The organism is Pseudoduganella sp. HUAS MS19, from assembly GCF_053615455.1.
This window is the reverse complement of the sequence record NZ_CM132133.1, coordinates 1,182,680-1,201,377: the sequence shown is the minus strand read 5'-3', so window position 1 is coordinate 1,201,377 and position 18,698 is coordinate 1,182,680. Positions and strand designations below refer to the sequence as shown.

General features: G+C 62.1%; 17 protein-coding genes and 1 tRNA gene. 11 read left to right on the top strand and 7 right to left on the bottom strand.

Annotated elements, in window-relative coordinates; all coding sequences use genetic code 11:
• Positions 1-2: 2 nt before the first annotated feature.
• The 3 genes from ACWBU6_RS05560 to ACWBU6_RS05550 are packed head-to-tail and all read right to left on the bottom strand — an operon-like array spanning position 3 to position 2,424.
• Positions 3-461: a (2Fe-2S)-binding protein gene (locus ACWBU6_RS05560; RefSeq protein ID WP_452647845.1), complete on the bottom strand. Its 459-nt coding sequence runs from the start codon at positions 459-461 to the stop codon at positions 3-5.
• 22 nt (positions 462-483) lie between these two features.
• A complete protein-coding gene (locus ACWBU6_RS05555; RefSeq protein WP_452647844.1) occupies positions 484-1,206 on the bottom strand; it encodes a DsbC family protein in 723 nt (240 codons plus the stop codon).
• Between the two features lie 12 nt (positions 1,207-1,218).
• Positions 1,219-2,424: an FAD-dependent monooxygenase gene (locus tag ACWBU6_RS05550; RefSeq protein ID WP_452647843.1), complete on the bottom strand. Its 1,206-nt coding sequence runs from the start codon at positions 2,422-2,424 to the stop codon at positions 1,219-1,221.
• A gap of 75 nt (positions 2,425-2,499) precedes the next feature.
• Here ACWBU6_RS05550 and ACWBU6_RS05545 point away from each other — a divergent pair.
• From ACWBU6_RS05545 to ACWBU6_RS05535, 3 genes are all read left to right on the top strand, one after another.
• Positions 2,500-2,575: transfer RNA gene (locus ACWBU6_RS05545), tRNA-Phe, on the top strand.
• A gap of 200 nt (positions 2,576-2,775) precedes the next feature.
• On the top strand, positions 2,776-3,366 hold the full coding sequence (locus tag ACWBU6_RS05540) for an outer membrane beta-barrel protein (RefSeq protein WP_452647842.1): 591 nt from the start codon (positions 2,776-2,778) through the stop codon (positions 3,364-3,366).
• A gap of 204 nt (positions 3,367-3,570) precedes the next feature.
• Positions 3,571-4,143: a PEP-CTERM sorting domain-containing protein gene (locus tag ACWBU6_RS05535; protein WP_452647841.1), complete on the top strand. Its 573-nt coding sequence runs from the start codon at positions 3,571-3,573 to the stop codon at positions 4,141-4,143.
• Between the two features lie 102 nt (positions 4,144-4,245).
• Here ACWBU6_RS05535 and ACWBU6_RS05530 read toward each other — a convergent pair whose 3' ends face one another.
• Entirely contained in the window at positions 4,246-7,080 is a 2,835-nt protein-coding gene (locus ACWBU6_RS05530; protein WP_452647840.1) for a M16 family metallopeptidase, read from the bottom strand.
• A gap of 88 nt (positions 7,081-7,168) precedes the next feature.
• Positions 7,169-7,543, bottom strand: a complete 375-nt coding sequence (locus ACWBU6_RS05525) for a GFA family protein (RefSeq protein WP_452647839.1) — start codon at positions 7,541-7,543, stop codon at positions 7,169-7,171.
• A gap of 90 nt (positions 7,544-7,633) precedes the next feature.
• Between ACWBU6_RS05525 and ACWBU6_RS05520 the strand changes: the two genes are divergently transcribed.
• The 3 genes from ACWBU6_RS05520 to ACWBU6_RS05510 all read left to right on the top strand — a co-directional run bounded on the left by ACWBU6_RS05520 (position 7,634) and on the right by ACWBU6_RS05510 (position 12,415).
• Positions 7,634-8,614, top strand: coding sequence for a DUF4424 family protein (locus ACWBU6_RS05520; protein ID WP_452647838.1), 981 nt, complete (start codon positions 7,634-7,636; stop codon positions 8,612-8,614).
• A gap of 433 nt (positions 8,615-9,047) precedes the next feature.
• Complete coding sequence (locus ACWBU6_RS05515) at positions 9,048-10,628, top strand: isocitrate lyase (RefSeq protein ID WP_452647837.1); 1,581 nt, start codon at positions 9,048-9,050, stop codon at positions 10,626-10,628.
• Positions 10,629-10,849: 221 nt separating this feature from the next.
• Positions 10,850-12,415, top strand: coding sequence for a S8 family serine peptidase (locus ACWBU6_RS05510; RefSeq protein WP_452647836.1), 1,566 nt, complete (start codon positions 10,850-10,852; stop codon positions 12,413-12,415).
• Positions 12,416-12,437: 22 nt separating this feature from the next.
• Here the strand turns inward: ACWBU6_RS05510 and ACWBU6_RS05505 are convergent, their stop codons facing one another.
• Positions 12,438-13,382, bottom strand: a complete 945-nt coding sequence (locus tag ACWBU6_RS05505; protein WP_452647835.1) for an MYG1 family protein — start codon at positions 13,380-13,382, stop codon at positions 12,438-12,440.
• Between the two features lie 102 nt (positions 13,383-13,484).
• Here ACWBU6_RS05505 and ACWBU6_RS05500 point away from each other — a divergent pair, with 102 nt between their 5' ends.
• On the top strand, positions 13,485-14,501 hold the full coding sequence (locus tag ACWBU6_RS05500; protein WP_452647834.1) for an alpha/beta fold hydrolase: 1,017 nt from the start codon (positions 13,485-13,487) through the stop codon (positions 14,499-14,501).
• A 25-nt stretch (positions 14,502-14,526) separates the two neighbouring features.
• Here ACWBU6_RS05500 and ACWBU6_RS05495 read toward each other — a convergent pair whose 3' ends face one another.
• Complete coding sequence (locus tag ACWBU6_RS05495) at positions 14,527-15,426, bottom strand: DJ-1/PfpI family protein (protein WP_452647833.1); 900 nt, start codon at positions 15,424-15,426, stop codon at positions 14,527-14,529.
• A gap of 147 nt (positions 15,427-15,573) precedes the next feature.
• Here ACWBU6_RS05495 and ACWBU6_RS05490 point away from each other — a divergent pair, with 147 nt between their 5' ends.
• From ACWBU6_RS05490 to ACWBU6_RS05475, 4 genes are all read left to right on the top strand, one after another.
• The gene (locus tag ACWBU6_RS05490) at positions 15,574-16,626 is read left to right on the top strand and encodes a sensor histidine kinase (RefSeq protein WP_452647832.1); all 1,053 of its coding nucleotides are present in this window, start codon (positions 15,574-15,576) and stop codon (positions 16,624-16,626) included.
• A complete protein-coding gene (locus ACWBU6_RS05485; RefSeq protein WP_452647831.1) occupies positions 16,626-17,327 on the top strand; it encodes a LytR/AlgR family response regulator transcription factor in 702 nt (233 codons plus the stop codon). Before ACWBU6_RS05490 ends, ACWBU6_RS05485 begins: the two co-directional genes overlap by 1 nt.
• Before the next feature lie 32 nt (positions 17,328-17,359).
• Positions 17,360-17,836: a hypothetical protein gene (locus ACWBU6_RS05480; protein WP_452647830.1), complete on the top strand. Its 477-nt coding sequence runs from the start codon at positions 17,360-17,362 to the stop codon at positions 17,834-17,836.
• A gap of 76 nt (positions 17,837-17,912) precedes the next feature.
• Positions 17,913-18,683: a ParA family protein gene (locus ACWBU6_RS05475; RefSeq protein WP_452647829.1), complete on the top strand. Its 771-nt coding sequence runs from the start codon at positions 17,913-17,915 to the stop codon at positions 18,681-18,683.
• Positions 18,684-18,698: the final 15 nt, after the last annotated feature.

Sequence of the window (18,698 nt, the reverse complement as noted above, 5' to 3'; positions counted from 1 at the left end):
CCCTAAGCGATGGATTTCGCGGCGTCCTTGATGGCGGCGCGGATCCGTTGATAGGTACCACAGCGGCAGATATTGCCCGACATGGCGTTATCAATATCGGCGTCGGTCGGCGCCTTGTTGGTGCGCAGCAGGGCCGTGGCGCTCATCACCTGGCCACTCTGGCAGTAGCCACATTGCGGAACATCATGCTTGACCCAGGCATCCTGCACCGCCTTGCCCACCTTGTCCGAGGACATGGCTTCGATGGTGGTGATCTTCTGGCCCACCGCCGCCGAAATCGGCGTCACGCAGGAACGGATTGCCTGCCCTTCCATGTGTACCGTGCACGCACCGCACATCGCCATGCCGCAGCCAAACTTGGTGCCGGTCATATTGAGGTTGTCGCGCAAGGCCCACAGTATGGGCGTAGAAGGGTCGGCGTCGACTTGCACGTCGCGCCCGTTGATGTTCAATGTGACCATGCCAGCTCCCTAGTTATGACGACTATTTGATGGTGGCGAACTTTGCTTCCAGCGTACGCTGGTCGACGGCTCCTGCAATGCGGCTGCCGTCGGCGAAGAAGATCGCCGGCGTGCCATTGATGCTCATCTTCTGGCCCAGGGCCAGTACCTTTTCGTTCGGCGAAGTGCAACCGTTCGGCGCGGCCGGTGCGGCCTTGCCGTTCAACATCCAGTCGTCCCAGGCCTTGTTGCGGTCGGCCGAGCACCAGATATTCTGCGACTTGCTGAACGAATCCTGCGACAGGATGTTGTACATGAAGGTGTACACGGTAACGTTGTCAATGCCGGCCAGCGTGGTCTGGCGGAAGCGCTTGCAGTAGCCGCAATTCGGATCTTCGAAAATGGCCATTACGCGCTTGCCGTTGCCCTTGACGGTCTTCAGCGCCAGTTCAAGCGGCAGGTCGTCGAACTTGATCTTGTTCAGGTCATCGATGCGGGCCTGGGTCAGGTCGGTCCTGGTCTGCAGGTCCAGGATATGGCCTTCCACCAGGTAGCGGCCGGTCGGGTCGGCGTAGCGCACCTCGTTGCCGATGGCGACTTCATACATCCCGGGGATCGGGGACTTCCTGACGGAGTCGATCTTGACGCCGTTCAGGCGTTCCGCCAGGGCTTTGCGCAGTTGCGCTTCTTCTTTTGCAGTCTGCGCATCCGCACAGGACATCAGCATGACCGAAGCCATTGCCAATACCAGCTTACTCATCTTCATAGGGTCTCCGCTTTACAGCTTTCCGAGGGCATGTGAAATCAGCCGGCGCTTTACGCCCGGCAATTTGTCCAGCAAGTTTAGCCCGAAATTACGCACTGCGCGCACCGGTTCGAGATCGGTGCCGAACAGGCGCTCCAGTCCATCCGTAGCAGCCAGCATCAGGCTCACTTCTTCCTTGCGTGCGCGGGCATAGCGCGCCAGCACGCGGTCATCGCCGATGGAGCGGTGCTCTTCCCGCTCCGCCACGGCTTTCACCAGTTCCTGCACATCGCCAAAGCCAAGGTTCATGCCATGGCCGGCCAGTGGGTGCACCACATGGGCGGCATCACCCACCAGGGCCACGCGCGGCGCCACCATCGAATGGGGACGCATCAGCCGCAGCGGGAAAGCCTTGACCACTTCCGGCTGCAGCGGGCTCAGCTTGCCCAGCTTTTCCTGGGCGAAGGCGGCCAGCCGCCCGGCCAGCGCAGCGGCGCCTTCGCGGCACAGGGCATCGGCCAGCATGTCCGGCGCCGACCACACCAGCGAAACCTGGTCGCCCGGCAGCGGCAGCAGGGCCACGATGCCCTGCTCGCCGGTGAACCACTGGTGCGCGACACCATGGTGCGGCAACTCGCAGGCAAAATTGGACACCACTCCGCTCTGGTTATAAGGGCGGTAATCGAGCCCGATATCGCACTGGCCGCGTACCCAGGACTGGGCGCCATCGGCGCCCACCACCAGCGCTGCGCCGAGATGGGAACCGTCGTCCATGGTGATCACGGCGCCTTGTTCGTCATGCTTCAGGGCGACTGCCTTGCCGTGCACGAAATGCACGTTCTGGGCAAAGCGCAGCGCGGCATCCAGGGCCTGGTTCAGGTTGCGGTCTTCCACGATCCAGCACAAGCTGCCTGTGTGGGCGCCGTAAGCATCGAAGTTCAGCGCACCGGCCCTGGCGCCATCGCCGTTGACCAGCATGGCATCGACCGGGGCAATGCGCGATTGGTCCATGGCCCCCCAGACCTTCAGGGAATCGAGCAAGCGGTGGGCAGTGTGGTTGAGGGCGAACACGCGGACGTCCCAGCTGGCCTCGTCCGGGCGCGCGGCTGCCGGCGGCGGGCCCAGCAAGGTCACACTCAATCCGGACTGGGCAAACGCGAGGGCTGCCGTCTTGGCAATGGCGCCATTGCCAACGATGCAGACCGCAGTCTGCATATGGTGATGCGTGGGCTTGTTCATCCGCGCATTATAGCTTTCCCCCAATGAAAAAAGGCTATTGCAAACCAAGGATTCCCTGCTATAATGCTGCCTCTTGGCCTGGTAGCTCAGTTGGTAGAGCAGAGGACTGAAAATCCTTGTGTCGGTGGTTCGATTCCGCCCCGGGCCACCAAGAATAAAAAGTGAAAACGCCGATCTTTGTGGTCGGCGTTTTTCGTTTGTGCGCTGGTCTTTGGATTGTGAGAATTAGCGCATTTTCAGTAAGTATCAACATGCTACTATCGCGCTTCCCCCTTCCCTGCCGCAGCTGCGGCCCCCGCAGCCTCCGAAGTGAAGTCCTTTTCAATACTTTCTAAACAAGAAGTTATTAGCATGAAAAAAGCTGTATTCGCCCTCGCGGCACTGGCGATCGCCTCTTCCTCCTATGCCCAGAACGCTGCCGAACCGGCAAGAACCGTGCATGGCTTTGTCGGCCTGGGCATCACCGCCGGCGGCGACAAGCTGGCCACCGCCGAGTACACCAATGGCGACTCCGCCAACATCCGTGCCGGCGGCGGCGTGTACTTCACCGGCGGCGTGGATTTCCGCATCGATGAACAGTTTTCCGTACAAACCAGCGTGAATTTCCATGTGGACGACCAGTCCGCGCGCAATGGCAGCATGAAGTTCCAGCGCTTCCCGATCGAAGCCCTGGCCTTCTACCACATCAACCAGAACTGGAAGATCGGCACCGGCCTGCGCTATGTCACCGGCGCCAAGCTGAGCGGTAGCGGCGCTGGCGAAATCGACGATGTGAAGTTCGACAATACCCTGAGCGGCGTCGTGGAAGCGGAGTACCTGTTCACGCCGCAACTGAGCGTCAAAGTGCGCTACGTGAACGAAAAGCTCGAAGTCAAGCGTGGATACGGCTGGGGCGAAGTGAAAGCCGACCACGTCGGCGTCTCGGGCAACTTCTACTTCTAAGCGCGCCCCGCTTGCGAGAACGCCGATCCTTGCGATCGGCGTTCTTGTTTTTGTCGGGAATTTTTACACATTGCCATTCAGTCAATTAATTTCACTAGTAAAACAATACATAACTACTTGTAACTACAAGTAAAACCGGCAATATTATTTCTATGGCATGATTTGTGCTAACGCTGCTGAGTCTCTTTTTCTTTAGGACTCAATATGAAAACCGTTCGTCAGCTCCTGGCCGCCGTTGCCCTGCTTGCCCCGCTGTCCGCCTTGGCCTTCCCGATCGCTACTGCCGGCACCGAGGGCAACCCGGTGCTGGTCGGCAGCACCGCCAATATCGTCGCGCGCTATGAGGGCAATTCCGCTGCCTACAGCAACGATCTTTACCTGGTTACCAACGATGGCATCGCGGGTAACGATATCTTCCTGTTCAATAACCACAGCTCCGCCATTGGCGCGACCGTGGACCTCGGCAGCTTTGCCCTTGGTACCGAACTCGTCTTCCGCCTGCACGTCAACAACACCAATACGGACTACTTCACGGGCTTGGCCGGCCGCAACCCGGACGGCTCGTTCCACGCGCGAGTACAGGGCAACTGGCTTCCCGACACCACCTTGGTAAGCTTTGAAGACTTGTACAACGGTCCCTTCGAATTTAACGACCTGAGCTTCTCTTTCACCAATACCACCACGCCTTCCGACGTACCGGAACCGGCCAGCATGCTGCTGCTGTCCCTGGGCCTGGCCGGCATCGCGGTTGCGCGCCGCAAGCCACGCAAGTCTTAAGCTGGGCCTGAACTGAAAACGCCGATCCTTGCGATCGGCGTTTTTTTTCGGGCCGGGACCCGCGGAGAAGCCCCGCCGCGCCAGGCGGCGGGGAGGCCTCGCTTACGGCCTCGAGGCCGGCGCCGCACCGGCAGCGCCGGCAGCGGACTTGGCGAAGTCACCGGCCTTGATCACCGAAACCGCTTCCGGCTTCAGGTTGGCCCGCAATGCTTCGTTGACCTGGGCCACCGTCAGGGCGCTGACTTTGGCTTCCAGCTCCTTGTCGAAGGCCATGGTGCGGTCAAAGCTCAGGTAGCCCGCCAGGCGGCCGGCCAGGCCCGCGTCGCCGGTACGGCCCACCTCCTGCGATTGCAGCCAGGCTTTCTTGGCATCGGCCAGTTCAGCGTCGGTAAAGCCATCCTTGAGCGCCTTACCCAGCTCTTCGCGCAGCGCAGCTTCCACCTTGGCAGTGTTTTGCGGCGCGCTGATCGCAAAGGCCAGCCACAAGCCGGCCGGGTCGCGCGCTGGCACCGACAGTTGCGAACCCACGCCGTAGGACAAGCCTTCTTTCTGGCGGATGCGGTCGGCCAACCGGCTGCGTAATGCACCGCCGCCGAGCATGTAGTTGCCCATCAACAGGGCCGGGTAGACGGCCGCATCATCCTTCATCGGCACCGGCTGGATCGCGAACAGGACCGAGTTGGCCTTGTCCGGTGTTTCCAGCGCAATGCTCTGGCCGGCGACCGGCTTCAGGACGCTGGCGATACGGGCGTAGGGCTGCTGCGCCTTCCAGTTGCCGAACAGCCTGGCCGCTTGCGCCTGCACGGCGGCGGCGTCGAAGTCGCCCACCACGGACAGGGTGGCATCGCCGGCGCCATAGTAGGCCTGGTGGAAGGCCTTGACTTGTTCCACGGTCGCAGCTTTCTGTTCCGCCAGGAGCTCCGGCAAGGTCATGGTGTAGCGCACATGGCCGGCCGGGAAAGTATTGGTCAGGCGCTGCATCGCATTGCTGGCCAGGGGTTGCGGCTCGGTCAGTTGCTGCTCGGTACCCGAGATCATGTCGCGTTGCTGCTCGGAGAAGTCCTTTGCCGTGAAGGCCGGTTTGGTCAGCGATTCGCCCAGCAAGTCCAGCACTGCCGCCAGGTTGTCGCGCGTGGTGGTGACGTTGACCGTCACGCCTTCGGCGCCACCGTTGATGTTAACACTTGCCTTCAGCTTGTCGAGTGCATCCTTGACTTCCTGGCGCGACAGGCGCTCCGTGCCGCTCAACAGCAACGAGGCGGTCAGGTCGCCAATGACGGCCTTGCCCGCCAGGTTCTCGGCAGTGCCCATGCGCAGTTGAATCGACGCGCTGACCGTGTTGCCCTTGGTGCTCTTTGACAGCAGCGCGAGCTTCATGCCGTTGGCCAGGACCGAACGCTGGGTGCGCTTTTCGATATTGTCGGGGCTCGGGTCGAACACTTCGCCCTGGGCGATGGCTGCGCGGCCCTTATAGTCCTTGACCATTGCCGCGACATCCGGCGTTTTCGGCACTTCGGTACGGTCGGCTGCATCGGTCGGGATGAAGCGCGCCAGCGTGCGGTTCGACGGCTTCAGGTACTTCAGCGCCACGGCCTGCACTGCTGCCGCATCGACTTTCTCGACCTGGTCGCGGCGCTGGTAGAACAGGCGCCAGTCGCCGGCGGCTTGCGCCGATGTCAGGGCGATGGTGAAACGGGCGGTGTCATTGACGGTCTGGTCAATGTCCTTGGCGATCGAAGCCTTGGCGCGCTCCACTTCAGCTTCGGTGACCGGGTGGGACTTGATGTCTTCCAGCGCCTTCAGCATCGCCTCTTCCACGGCTGCGGTCTGGCCGTCTTTCGGCACTACTGCAGCGAACAGGTGGTAGCCCGGTTCCATCTGGTTGAAATTCAGGTCCATCACGGAAGACGCCAGCTTGGCATCGACCAGGGTCTTGTGCAGGCGGCCACCCGGTGCTTCGGACAGGATACGGCCCAGCACCTGCAAGGCTGACGCATCGATATGGCTGGCCGGCGCCACGTGGTAGCCGGCGGCCACGATCTGGGTGCCGCCGGTGCGGCGGATGGTGACCGAACGTTCGCCGTCCTGGGTCGGTTCCGCGGTATAGGTCGGGGCCAGTACGCGGGCCGGCTTTGGAATCTTGCCGAACAGTTCGTTGATCTGGGCCAGCACCCTGGCTTCGTCGAAACGGCCGGCGACCATCAGGATCGCGTTGTCCGGCTGGTAGTAGCGCTGGTAGAACGCGCGCAGGCGCTCGATGCTCACGCCTTCAATGTCGGAGCGGGCGCCGATGGTCGATTTGCCGTAATTGTGCCAGTCGAAGGCGACCGACATCGTGCGCTCGAGGGTAACGCGGAAAGGATCGCTCTCGCCCCGCTCGAACTCGTTGCGCACGACCGTCATTTCCCCTTTCTGGGTCTGGTTGTTCCACAGGTCGTCCTGGCTGATCGGCGAATTGACCATGCGGTCCGCTTCCAGCTCCAGCATCAGCTTCAGGTTGTCGTCGTTGGCCGGGAAGGTCGAGAAGTAATTGGTGCGGTCATACCAGGTGGTGCCGTTGAAGCGGCCGCCGGTCTGGTTCAGCACCTCCACCGGCGTCTTGCTGCCCTTCTTGATGCCGAAATTGGCGGTCGGCTTGAACAGCAAGTGTTCCAGCAAGTGGGCCATGCCGGTCTCGCCATAGTTTTCGTGGCGCGAACCGACCATGTAGACGATGTTGGTGGTCAGGGTCGGCTTGCTCGCGTCCGGGAACAGCAGCACGCGCAGGCCGTTGGCCAGGCGGTATTCGGTAATTCCTTCAACCGAGGCAACTTTGACTGCGGCAGCCTTGGTAGCCGGGGCCTTGCTAGGGGCGGTCTTGGCCGGCACGGCTGGCGCGGCGGCAAATGCTGGCGACAGGATCCCTGCGCTGAGCATGATGGCGGTAATTAGCTTCACTCTTGGTAGTTCCTATAAAGAGATAGAGGTTATCAAGTATATAACCAGGAACTTGCCACAGTGAAAATTCTTTGTTGCAATCCCCGGCTTACCAGAGGTGCTTTCCATCGATCACGGTGACGGCCGCCGTGGCGGCATCGAAACCGTCGAACAGGCGCGCGTTCACCACGATGCGCCGGCTGTGCCCGTCCCAGCTTCCGTCGGTCTGGTAGGCCGGCGAATCGGTAAAGGTAGCGCAGCCGCACATGGGGCAAAAATGATGTGCCACCTGACGGGTCTGCCAGCGATAAATGCTGTCGCCGCTGGGCGGCGGCACCAGGCGGAATCGTTCCGGGGCGAAGGCGGCGGTGACGGCGCCGCGCTTGGCGCAGAACGAGCAAGTACAGCGCGTGAGCTGGGCGGGAATTTCGCCATCGATCTCGAATGCGACGGCGCCGCAGTGGCAACTTCCTTTGATAGTCATGGCCGCTCTCCCTGTCGAAATCCCCAATCTAGCGCCATCGCCAAGCACGGGGCGCGCAGCAATGCCATTGTTGGCAATATAATTCTGGCCATGAAGAAACTCCTGCAGCTCGCCATCGCGGCGCTCGCCCTCCCCACCACTGCCCTGGCCAACGACGGTATTGCCGCAGTTGGCGTCGGCGGCATTGTATTTGGCAAGACCGACGCCATTGCCATGAAAAAGGAAGTGCTGAACATCAGCCACAACCTGATCAGCGTCGATTATGAATTCCTGAATGAGTCAGCCAACGAGGTCGAGGAAACCATCGTGTTCCCGCTGCCACCCTACCCGGCCGCGCAACAGGACAGTGACACCTACTATGGCCAGCCTGACGGCTTTTCCATTCGGGTAGACGGCAAGCCGGTTGCATTCCAGAGCAGGCTGGTGGCCCGCTCGCCTGAAGGCAAGGACGTCACTGCGCAACTGCGAAAGCTCGGCTTCAGCAACCGGGAGATCGCCTACACGCCCACCTTCGCCAGCAAATCCGGCAAGGTCGCCGCCTTCAAGGAACAGCAAGCCCGGCAGATGATCGAACTGGGCTTGCTGGATCAGGAAACCCGTGAGCCGACCTGGATGGTGGAAGTCAATTACGTCTGGCGCCAGAAATTCCCCGCCAACAAGGTGGTCCGCGTTCACCATGATTACCGCCCCTTCGTCGCCGGCGGTCCTGGCGAATCGGGCATGCACGAAGATTTCGCGAAAATCTACTGCACCGACCAAAGCTACCTGAACGCACGCGCCAAGGTTGCAGCGCGCAACAACGGTTACGTCAACACGCACAACGTGTCGTATATCCTCACCACGGGGAACACCTGGAAGCGCGGCATCGAAGACTTCACGCTCAACATCATCAAACGCAAGCCGGACGAGCTGATCAGCCTGTGCTTCCCTGGCACGTTCAGGAAAATCGACGCGCGCACTTACCAAGTGCGCCTGCAGAACTTCCGTCCGACACAGGACCTTGAAATCCACTTCGGCAACGTCGACAGCGAGGACGGCCAAAGCGGCGTCATGCCAGTCCTGCCACAATAAGCCTAGCCAGGCGCGCCGCGTCAATTGGCCGCGGCCTTGCTGTCAACGACCAGCTCCTTCTGCGGCTTATCCAGGGCGCCCCGCATCGGGATCGCACGCCTCTTGCGGTAAAGCCCTTAGTCCCGCGCATGGTTTCAAAGGCGGCCATGGCGGGCTGCTCCGTTATTTTTGCCTACACCACTTTTCGCGCTATTCCACATTGCGGAAATTCGATTCCACATCGCAGGAAATCGCTTGGCGCCGCACCATACCGAACAGTTCATTTCGCGAAAAGACATTTTATATCATGGAAAGCGCAAATTAACACATTGAATTTAAAGAATAAAATATAGCTTATATGTCTTATATAAGACATGGTGCATCGCAAAAGAACGGCCTATCATTATTCCAGTGCTTCGCCTTTTTTAATCCGCTTTTTTGCTAGGAATAGACCATGTCCCACTATCAAGACGACATCCAAGCCATTGCAGCCTTGAAGGAACGCAACGGCAGCGCCTGGAACGCCATCAGCCCTGAAGCGGCCGCCCGCATGCGCGCCCAGAACAAGTTCAAGACCGGCCTGGACATTGCCCGCTACACCGCCAAGATCATGCGCGCCGACATGGCCCGCTACGATGCCGACCCGTCCCAGTACACCCAGTCCCTGGGCTGCTGGCACGGTTTCATCGGCCAGCAAAAAATGATTTCGATCAAGAAGCACTTCAACAGCACCGATCGCCGCTACCTTTACCTGTCGGGCTGGATGGTCGCTGCGCTGCGCTCCGAGTTCGGCCCGCTGCCTGACCAGTCCATGCACGAAAAGACTGCCGTGTCGGCCCTGATCAAGGAGCTGTACACCTTCCTGCGCCAGGCCGATGCACGCGAGCTGGGCGGCCTGTTCCGCCAACTGGATGCCGCCAGCGGCGACGCCAAGAAAGCCATCCAGGAAAAGATCGACAACCACGTGACCCATGTGGTGCCGATCATCGCCGACATCGACGCCGGTTTCGGCAATGCGGAAGCAACCTACCTGCTGGCCAAGCAGTTCATCGAAGCCGGCGCCTGCTGCATCCAGATCGAGAACCAGGTATCCGACGAGAAGCAGTGCGGCCACCAGGATGGCAAGGTCACCGTGCCGCATGAAGACTTCCTGGCCAAGATCCGCGCTGTGCGCTACGCCTTCCTGGAACTGGGCGTGGATGACGGCATCATCGTGGCCCGTACCGACTCGCTGGGCGCCGGCCTGACCAAGCAGATCGCCGTCACCAGCAAGCCAGGCGACCTGGGCGACCAGTACAACTCTTTCCTCGATTGCGACGAAGTGTCGGCCGACGCACTGGGCAACGGCGACGTGATCATCAAGCGCGACGGCAAGCTGCTGCGTCCCAAGCGCCTGCCTTCCAACCTGTTCCAGTTCCGTTCCGGCACCGGCGAAGCGCGCTGCGTCCTGGACTGCATCACCTCGCTGCAGAACGGCGCCGACCTGCTGTGGATCGAAACCGAGAAGCCGCACATCGGCCAGATCGGCGGCATGGTCAAGGAAATCCGCAAGGTCATCCCGAACGCCAAGCTGGTGTACAACAACAGCCCATCGTTCAACTGGACCCTGAACTTCCGCCAGCAAGCTTACGACCGCATGAAGGAAGCCGGCCAGGACGTGTCGGCCTACGACCGCGCCGCACTGATGAGCGCAGAGTACGACAATACCGCGCTGGCGATCGAGGCCGACGAGAAGATCCGCACCTTCCAGGCTGATGCAGCCCGCGAAGCCGGCATCTTCCACCACCTGATCACCCTGCCGACCTACCACACCGCGGCCCTGTCGACCGACAACCTGGCCAAGGAATACTTCGGCGACCAGGGCATGCTGGGCTACGTGGCCGGTGTGCAGCGCAAGGAAATCCGCCAGGGCATCGCCTGCGTCAAGCACCAGAACATGTCCGGCTCCGATATCGGCGACGACCACAAGGAATACTTCAGCGGCGAAGCTGCGCTGAAGGCGGCCGGCAAAGACAACACCATGAACCAGTTCTAAGCCAGCCCCGCGGCCACAAGGAACGCCACCTGCGGGTGGCGTTTTTTATTGCACCTCGGAACATGTGTGGTTTCCTGGTCGCTCGTATCAGCTTAACTAAGCGTCACGATTGACCAAAATGACAGAAGCCCTCTAGCATCGGTTTTGATAGCTGCTACGCGCGGCTGTCGCGCTTCTGGTGTCCAAGGCCTTTCATCCACACACGATTCCCAGGACTAATCATGTTCAAAAAACATACCGGAAATACCCGCATCACATTCGCCATGACCGTGCTGGCCGCTGCCGTCAGCAGCCACTTTCCCATCGCCAGTGCCGCAGACGGCACCGTACGCGTGATTGTCGGCTTCAAGGCCGGCGGCGCAGCCAACGGCAAGGCTGCGCTCGCAGCAGCGCGCGGTAAAGTGGTGCAGGAGATGCCCGATATTAACGCCACTGCCGCCGAAGTCCCGGCCGATGCCGTGGCCTCCCTGCGCGGCAACGCACAAATCGACTTCGTGGAAGAGGACCGCAAGCGCGTTCCCTTCGCCAGCAGCACCCCGTCCACCGGCGCGCCCTACCTGCTGGGCCAGCAAGTACCCTATGGCATTCCGATGGTGCAGGCCGACCAGCTGCCGGACAGCTATGCCAGCAACCGCACGCTCTGCATCATCGACTCCGGCATCGACCTGGCGCATGAAGATTTGCAGGGCAACCGCGTCACCGGCAACACCAATCCCGGCACCGGCGACTGGTTCACCGACGAGAACCACCACGGCACCCACGTGGCAGGCACGGTTGCCGCCATCAACAATGCCGGCACCGGCGTGGTCGGCGTCAATCCGGGCCGCCAGCTGAAGCTGCACATCGTCAAGGTGTTCGGCGTCGATGGCTGGGCCTACACCTCGACCCTGATCGCGGCAGCCAACAAGTGCGGCGCTGCGGGCGCCAACGTCATCAGCATGTCGCTCGGCGGCGCGGACCCCAGCATTGCGGAAGAGCGCGCCTTCGCCGGCCTGGCCAAACGCGGCGTGCTGTCGATTGCGGCGGCCGGCAATGACGGCAACAATACGCAGTCCTATCCTGCCGGCTATAGCAGCGTGATGTCGATCGGCGCCCTGGACCAGGACATGAAGATTGCCGGCTTCTCGCAATTCACGCCGAAAGTCGAGCTGTCGGCGCCGGGTGTCAGCGTGCTGTCGACCGTACCCATGGGCGGCGGCCGCGAAACCGAATTGAAGGTGGGCGCAACGCGCTACGCTTCGCGCGTGATGGATGGATCGCCGGCCGGCGCCGTCACCGCGCCAGTGGCCGACTTCGGCCTTGGCACGGCAACCGACAACGCCATGGCCGGCAAGATCTGCCTGATCCAGCGCGGCACGATATCGTTCGGCGCCAAGGTCGCCAACTGCCAGGCCAGCGGCGGCGTGGGTGCCGTGGTCTACAACAATGTGGCGGGCGGCTTGAACGGCACGCTGGGCGGCATGGTGACGAATATCCCGTCGGTCGGCGTCTCCGATACCGATGGCGCCAGCCTGGTGGCGCAACTTGGCCAGCAAGCCAGCCTGAAGGTGATCGCCACCAACTACGCCCTGTACGACGGCACCTCGATGGCGACGCCGCACGTATCGGCGGTGGCAGCGCTGGTGTGGAGCTACTTCCCGAAATGCAGCGCGAGCCAGATCCGCAGCTCGCTCAACAAGTCTGCGCTTGACCTGGGTGCGCCAGGCCGCGACCCGTACTACGGTTACGGCCTGGTGCAGGCCAGGGCGGCGTATGAGCGCATCCGCAATCTTGGCTGCGGCAACTAAACGCGGCTGACCGCGCCCGGGCTTATCCCTCGACGTCTTTCAGCGCGAGGGATGCCATGGCCCGGATTCCCGCATACGACGTGGCGGAGGCAATGAACCTGCCGTTGTGGCAAAAGCCGGCGTCCGGCACGCCGGTCACTGCCGCCAGTTCGGCATCGCGCAAGCCGGCCCAGGCCGCAGGCAAATCGGCCCGCGCATCGAAACTGTCGGGGCTGGCCGGGACGGCGTGCAGCAGGTGGCGCTGCTCGGCAATGCTGTAGCTGATCACGAACAGCACTTTCGGCATTTCCTTGCGCACCACCTGGCTCCACGGCAACGCGCCGTTTTTCAGGAATAGCAGCTTGCCGCCCTCCAGCACTTCGGCCTGGCGTACTTGCTCCACCGCCAGCAAGGCGCCGACCCGGTATTTGACGGCATTCACCATGACATCGGTCAGCACGGCCATCGCGCGGCGGAACTGCGATAGCCGGAACGCGTCCGCCGCCTCGCCGTAACCCAGCCTTTGCTCATCGAGCCAGTTGGTGTTGTAGCCGGAAATCACCGCCGACAGGCCATAGCCGCCCGGTGCGCTCTTTGCCGCGCCAACGTCCGACAGGTCGAGATATTGCACCACGTCGGCATCGATGCCGTAGGCGATCTCGCGCGCCTGGCCTTCCGCGAGCTGGTGCCCGGTGTGCGCCAGTGCCAGGGCACTCACGCAGCGCGCGCCATACTCGCGCCAGACCAGTCCCGCGCTGGCGTATGGCACGCCGCTCTGGCGTGCAACGTCGAAGCCCTTCTGATGATGGTCGAAGCGGCCGGCGGCCGGATCCCACACGCCACCCACATCGACGGCAAAGTCGGCCGTGTCGATGATGGCCTGGTCGCGCGTGCGGACGATCCCGGCACCGGGATACAAAATATTCAGGACAGCGACTGCCCACGCATCGTCCGCGTGGAACTTGCCGCTGTGAGTCACGATAAGCATGCGAAGTCCAATTCTTGAAACTACAGACATGATATACCGTGACACAATCCAGATACGTTTCCTTCCTATACTGAGCCCAACTACAACACAGCGGAGGAAGCTTTGGACAAAACGATCGATACGCAACGCCGTTCCCTGCTGGGTGGATTGCTTGCAATGGCCGGCCTGGCCACGCTGGCACCCATGGCGCAGGCAGCCGCTTTGCCCGCCAGTGCCGGCCGTTCGCTCGGCACGATCCGTACTGTCCGCACGGCCGAGCTGGAAATCGGCTACGCAGAACTGGGGCCGGCAAGCGGCCAGCCAGTCATCCTGCTGCACGGCTGGCCTTACGACATCCACAGCTTCGAAGAGGTTGCCCCGCTGCTGGCCGGCGCCGGCTACCGGGTGCTCATGCCTTACCTGCGCGGCCACGGCAACACGCGCTTCCTGTCGAAAGACAGCTTCCGCAACGCCCAGCAGACCGCCGTGGCGCTCGACATCGTCGGCATGATGGATGCGTTGAACATCGAGAACGCCATCCTCGGCGCCTTCGACTGGGGAGCACGCACGGCCTGCATCATCGCCGCCCTGTTCCCGGAACGCTGCAAGGGACTGGTCTCGGTCAGCGGCTACCTGATCGGCACGCCGGCCGGCAACAGGAAACCGCTGCCGCCGCAGGCCGAATACGAGTGGTGGTACCAGTACTACTTCGCCACCGAGCGTGGCCGGCTGGGATATGAAGCCAACCGCAAGGATTTCAATCGCCTGATCTGGAAGACCGCTTCGCCGAAATGGGCCTTCGACGAAGCGACCTTCGCCCGCAGCGCCGCGGCCTTCGACAACCCGGACCACGTCGACATCGTGATCCACAACTACCGTTGGCGCCTCGGCCTGGCCGATGGCGAACGCAGATACGACGCATTGGAAGCGAAGCTGGCTGGCGCCCCCGCGATCGGGGTGCCTTCGATCACCATGGAAGGCGACGCCAACGGCGCCCCGCACGCGCCGCCTGCAGCCTACGCCAGGAAGTTCACCGGCAAGTACCGGCATCGCACGCTCACGGGCGGTATTGGGCATAACCTGCCGCAAGAGGCACCGCGCGAGTTCGCGCAGGCCGTCTTTGATGTGACGGCGCTTTAGTCCCTGCCCTTAACCGGCTGCCTGCTCAGGGGAGCGCGGCAAGGAATTTTGCCGGGGCCGCGTCGAACATCTGTTTGTGCCCGGCCATGCAGAAGTAGTAGGTGCGCTTACGGTAGACAGACGATGCAGCGCTGGCCTTGTCGACGTCCATGTCGCATACAGGGCAGAGCGGCTGTTTTTCGGTTGAGACGCGGCGCTTCGCATAGACATTGTTGGACATCGGGTCGAGCCAGCCCTGGCCTTGGTATTCCAGCGCGTTGGCCGTGTTGAGCGCCACCGTGCGGCCGAAATAGCGCTCCACCACGCGCAGCGCCAGGTCGATGCCGGAGGACAGCCCGCCTGCGCTGGCCAGATTGCCCTCCTCCACGAAGCGCGCGCCGCGCTTCAGCTTCACTTCCGGGAATTCCATGGCGAACTGGTTGAAGCTGCCATGGTGGGTGGTGGCCGATTTCCCGGCAAGGAGGCCGGTGCTCGCCAGCAGGGTTGCGCCGGTACAAACGGACATGGTCAGGTCGGCATTGCGTGAGGCCTGGCGGATCCAGTCCAGCACCGCCGGGTCGCGCGTACTCTGTGCCGGGATCACGATCACTTTCGGTGCAGGTGCATTGGCGATCGTATAGTTCGGCACAATGGTCATGCCGCCACTGGCCGTGATCGGCGCCGCGCTCGCGGCGACGGTGTAGAGCTCAAACGCCGGATCGCAATTGCAGCCGGCGATCGAGGCATTGGAAAACACTTCCCAAGGGCCGGCAAAGTCGATCACGACTGCATTGTCGGACAACAGGAAAGCGACCGGAATCTTACCTGCGGCGGGTGGCCGCAGCGGGCCGGCCAGCGCGGCTTGCGCCTTGGCCTGGCTCAAAGCCGGCAGCGCCGCAGCCAGTCCCATGGCGGCGGAAATACGGAACAGCTCTCTTCTCTTCATGATTTCTCCCAGTGGTTAGCCACGCTGGTGGCGCTGCTTGCAGTCTCCCACTGCCATTCCTGCCACGCGATGCGACTGGCTGCAGCCTGGCGTGGTTTCGCTGCAAAGCGTCGCCGGCCGCCCTGAAATCCCCTATGATTGCCACCCATGAGAGCAGACACTACACACCCCTGGCGCTATATTGCGGGCGCATGGCTGGCCATCGGCTTGTTCGAGGCGACGCAGGTAGTCGTCTCCATGAAGGCAATGGGCATGCAGCATGCCTGGTGGACGCTTTTCTTCGTCACCCTTGCCGGCTGGGCCGTATGGGCAGGCGCCACGCCTTTCGCGCTCTCCCTGCTGCAGCGCTTTCCGCTGCCGGCTCGGAAAGCCACCCCATGGCTGGTGCACGGCGCGGCATGCATGGCAATCAGCGCGGTGTGGGCACTCTGGGCCGCGCTGCTTGAACACGCGACCAATCCCTTCGCCTACGCCCACGGCCCGGATCCCTTCCTGCAATTGTGGAAGAACAGGCAGGTGAACAACCTGGTGGGCAGCGTCATCCTGTACAGCACCATGGCCTCATTCGGCATCGCCCTGGACAGCCATCGCCGCCTGTCGCAGCAGCGGGAATTGCTGGCGCAAGCGCAACTGGCGGCGCTGCGGCTGCAGATCGAGCCGCATTTCATTTTCAACGCCCTCAATGCAGTCACCGGCCTGATCCGGGAGCAAAGGGATGAGGAAGCCATTGCCGCCGTTGCATCGCTGGGCGACCTGCTGCGGCGCGTGACTAACCGCTCGGAGCGCCAGTACGTGACGCTTGAGGAAGAAATGGACTTCCTGCGCAAGTACTTGGAAATCCAGCAACTGCGCTTCGCCGAACGCCTGCGCTGCCGCCTCGACATCCCGGCCGCCCTGCTGCGCGCCCAAGTGCCGGACTTCGTCCTGCAGCCACTGGTGGAAAACGCGGTCAAGCACGGCATCGCCAGGCGCACCAAGGGCGGCGAATTGCGCATCGGTGCCACGCGCGAAGGCGAGCTGCTGACGTTCAGCATTTTCAACGAGGGTCCCGCGCTGGCGGACGGCGCCCAGGACGGCGTCGGATTGGCCAACACCCGCCAGCGCCTGCAGGCACTGTACGGCGAGGCCCAGTCGCTGGTGTTGCGCGACGTGCCGCACGGCGTGCTGGCCACGGTCACCCTGCCGTACCGGGAGCAGTGATGCTGCGCGCGCTGATTGTCGACGATGAACCGCTGGCGCGCAGTAATATCGCCCTGCTGCTGGCACGCGACCCGGCAATGTCCGTGGTCGGCCAATGCGGCTCGGCGGAAGAAGCGCTGACGCTGCTGCCGGGAGCCCGGCCCGACCTGGTCTTCCTTGACGTTGAAATGCCGGAATGCGACGGCTTCGAGCTGCTCGATCGCATCGGTCCCGCGCCGCGTTTTGCCATTGTCTTCGTCACTGCCCACCACCAGTTCGCCCTGCGCGCCTTCGAAGTCGGCGCCCTCGACTACCTGCTCAAGCCCTTCGACGGCCAGCGTTTCGAGCGTGTGCTGGAACGCGTGAAAGAACGCCTGCGCCTGCCGGAAGAAACGCGCCGCTTCATCATCAGGAATGGCAGCGCGCTCGAGGTGGTGAAGTTTGCGGACATCGACTGGGTCGAGGCCAGCGACTACTACGCCACCCTGCATGCAGCCGGCCGGGCGCATATGCTGCGCCGCAGCCTGTCCGACCTTGAAGGGGAATTGACACCGCATGGTTTCCAGCGCATCCACCGCTCGGCCATCGTCAACCTGGAACGGGTGCGCGCGCTCGCATTGCGCGAGGACGGCGAGTATGAAGTCGTGCTGCAGGCAGGCCAGCGCCTGCGCATGAGCCGGCGCTACCGCAAAACAATTCTGGATCGATTGTCGCCAGCTTAGTTATACTTGCATTTTTCTTAAGCACAAGAACTATGCAACGACTGACACTTGCCATTGCCGCGCTGGCCCTGAGCGCGTGCGCCACCAAGGACCAAAACCGCATCCAGGAGATCGGCGCCACGCCGCTGCGGGACCTGAATATCGCCAAAATTGAAATCCCCCAGGTCCTGCGCGACGCCATCGGCAATCCCTACAAGGCGCCGTCCGACAGGAGCTGCCCGGCCTTGCTGGCACAGGTGGCGGACCTCGACGAGGAGCTGGGCCCGGACCTGGACGTTCCCGAGGAAAAGCTCAGTCATATGGACGCTTCGAAAGAGGCCTTGGGCAACGCGGCCACCGGCGCCCTGGCACGTACGGTGGAAGGCGCCATCCCATTCCGCGGCTGGCTGCGCAAGTTGAGCGGCGCAGAGCGCCAGTCGAAGAAAGCCCAAACCGCGATCCTGGCAGGCAAGGTCCGCCGCGGCTACCTGCGCGGCCTGATGGATTCGAATTCCTGCATGAAGGCATAAAGACATAAACGCTTGCTTTTGCTGCGCCGCATCATGCTAGAATCGTTGCAATCTTAGCCACAGCGGGGGCCAGCAAATGAAGCGCGTAATCTTCAACCAGAAGGGCGGCGTCGGTAAATCGACCATTGCGGTAAACCTGGCGGCCATCGCGGCGCACCATGGCAAACGCACGCTGTTGATCGATATCGACCCGCAGTGCAACAGCAGCCGTTACCTGCTCGGGGCGGCGACAACGGGACTGGCGCCCACCCTCGGCGCCTATTTCGAGCAAATGCTTAGTTACGGCATATTCGCCAGGCCGGCCGGCGAATACGTGCACGCCACGCCGTTCGACAACCTGTCCATCATGATCGCCCATCCCGAACTCGGCGACCTGCAATCGAAACTGGAATCGCGCCACAAAATCTACAAGCTGCGCGACACGCTGAACGAGCTGGAAAAGGAGTACGACGAAATCTACGTCGACACGCCGCCGGCCTATAACTTCTTCACCCAGTCGGCCCTGATCGCGGCCGATAGCTGCCTGATCCCCTTCGACTGCGACGACTTCTCGCGCCAGGCCCTGTACACCCTGGTCAACAACGTCAAGGAGATCAAGGCCGACCATAATCCAGGCCTACAGATCGAAGGCATCGTGGTCAACCAGTTCCAGCCGCGCGCCCTGCTGCCGCAGCGCATGGTGGACCAGTTGAAGGAAGAAGGCTTGCCGGTATTCGAGAACAAGCTCTCAAGTTCGATCCGCATCCGCGAATCCCATGAGCGCAACCTGCCGATGATCCACCTCGACCGCAGCCACAAGCTAAGCCAGGAATTCCTGGCACTGTACGGCGAACTGCAGCCGGCTTGATGCGCCAGACTTGAT

Bases quoted from the DNA above. Each gene is read 5' to 3' on its own strand.
- ACWBU6_RS05560 (WP_452647845.1), bottom strand. From the start codon at position 461: ATGGTCACATTGAACATCAACGGGCGCGACGTGCAAGTCGACGCCGAC.
- ACWBU6_RS05555 (WP_452647844.1), bottom strand. From the start codon at position 1,206: ATGAAGATGAGTAAGCTGGTATTGGCAATGGCTTCGGTCATGCTGATG.
- ACWBU6_RS05550 (WP_452647843.1), bottom strand. From the start codon at position 2,424: ATGAACAAGCCCACGCATCACCATATGCAGACTGCGGTCTGCATCGTT.
- ACWBU6_RS05540 (WP_452647842.1), top strand. From the start codon at position 2,776: ATGAAAAAAGCTGTATTCGCCCTCGCGGCACTGGCGATCGCCTCTTCC.
- ACWBU6_RS05535 (WP_452647841.1), top strand. From the start codon at position 3,571: ATGAAAACCGTTCGTCAGCTCCTGGCCGCCGTTGCCCTGCTTGCCCCG.
- ACWBU6_RS05525 (WP_452647839.1), bottom strand. From the start codon at position 7,543: ATGACTATCAAAGGAAGTTGCCACTGCGGCGCCGTCGCATTCGAGATC.
- ACWBU6_RS05520 (WP_452647838.1), top strand. From the start codon at position 7,634: ATGAAGAAACTCCTGCAGCTCGCCATCGCGGCGCTCGCCCTCCCCACC.
- ACWBU6_RS05515 (WP_452647837.1), top strand. From the start codon at position 9,048: ATGTCCCACTATCAAGACGACATCCAAGCCATTGCAGCCTTGAAGGAA.
- ACWBU6_RS05510 (WP_452647836.1), top strand. From the start codon at position 10,850: ATGTTCAAAAAACATACCGGAAATACCCGCATCACATTCGCCATGACC.
- ACWBU6_RS05505 (WP_452647835.1), bottom strand. From the start codon at position 13,382: ATGCTTATCGTGACTCACAGCGGCAAGTTCCACGCGGACGATGCGTGG.
- ACWBU6_RS05495 (WP_452647833.1), bottom strand. From the start codon at position 15,426: ATGAAGAGAAGAGAGCTGTTCCGTATTTCCGCCGCCATGGGACTGGCT.
- ACWBU6_RS05490 (WP_452647832.1), top strand. From the start codon at position 15,574: ATGAGAGCAGACACTACACACCCCTGGCGCTATATTGCGGGCGCATGG.
- ACWBU6_RS05485 (WP_452647831.1), top strand. From the start codon at position 16,626: ATGCTGCGCGCGCTGATTGTCGACGATGAACCGCTGGCGCGCAGTAAT.
- ACWBU6_RS05480 (WP_452647830.1), top strand. From the start codon at position 17,360: ATGCAACGACTGACACTTGCCATTGCCGCGCTGGCCCTGAGCGCGTGC.
- ACWBU6_RS05475 (WP_452647829.1), top strand. From the start codon at position 17,913: ATGAAGCGCGTAATCTTCAACCAGAAGGGCGGCGTCGGTAAATCGACC.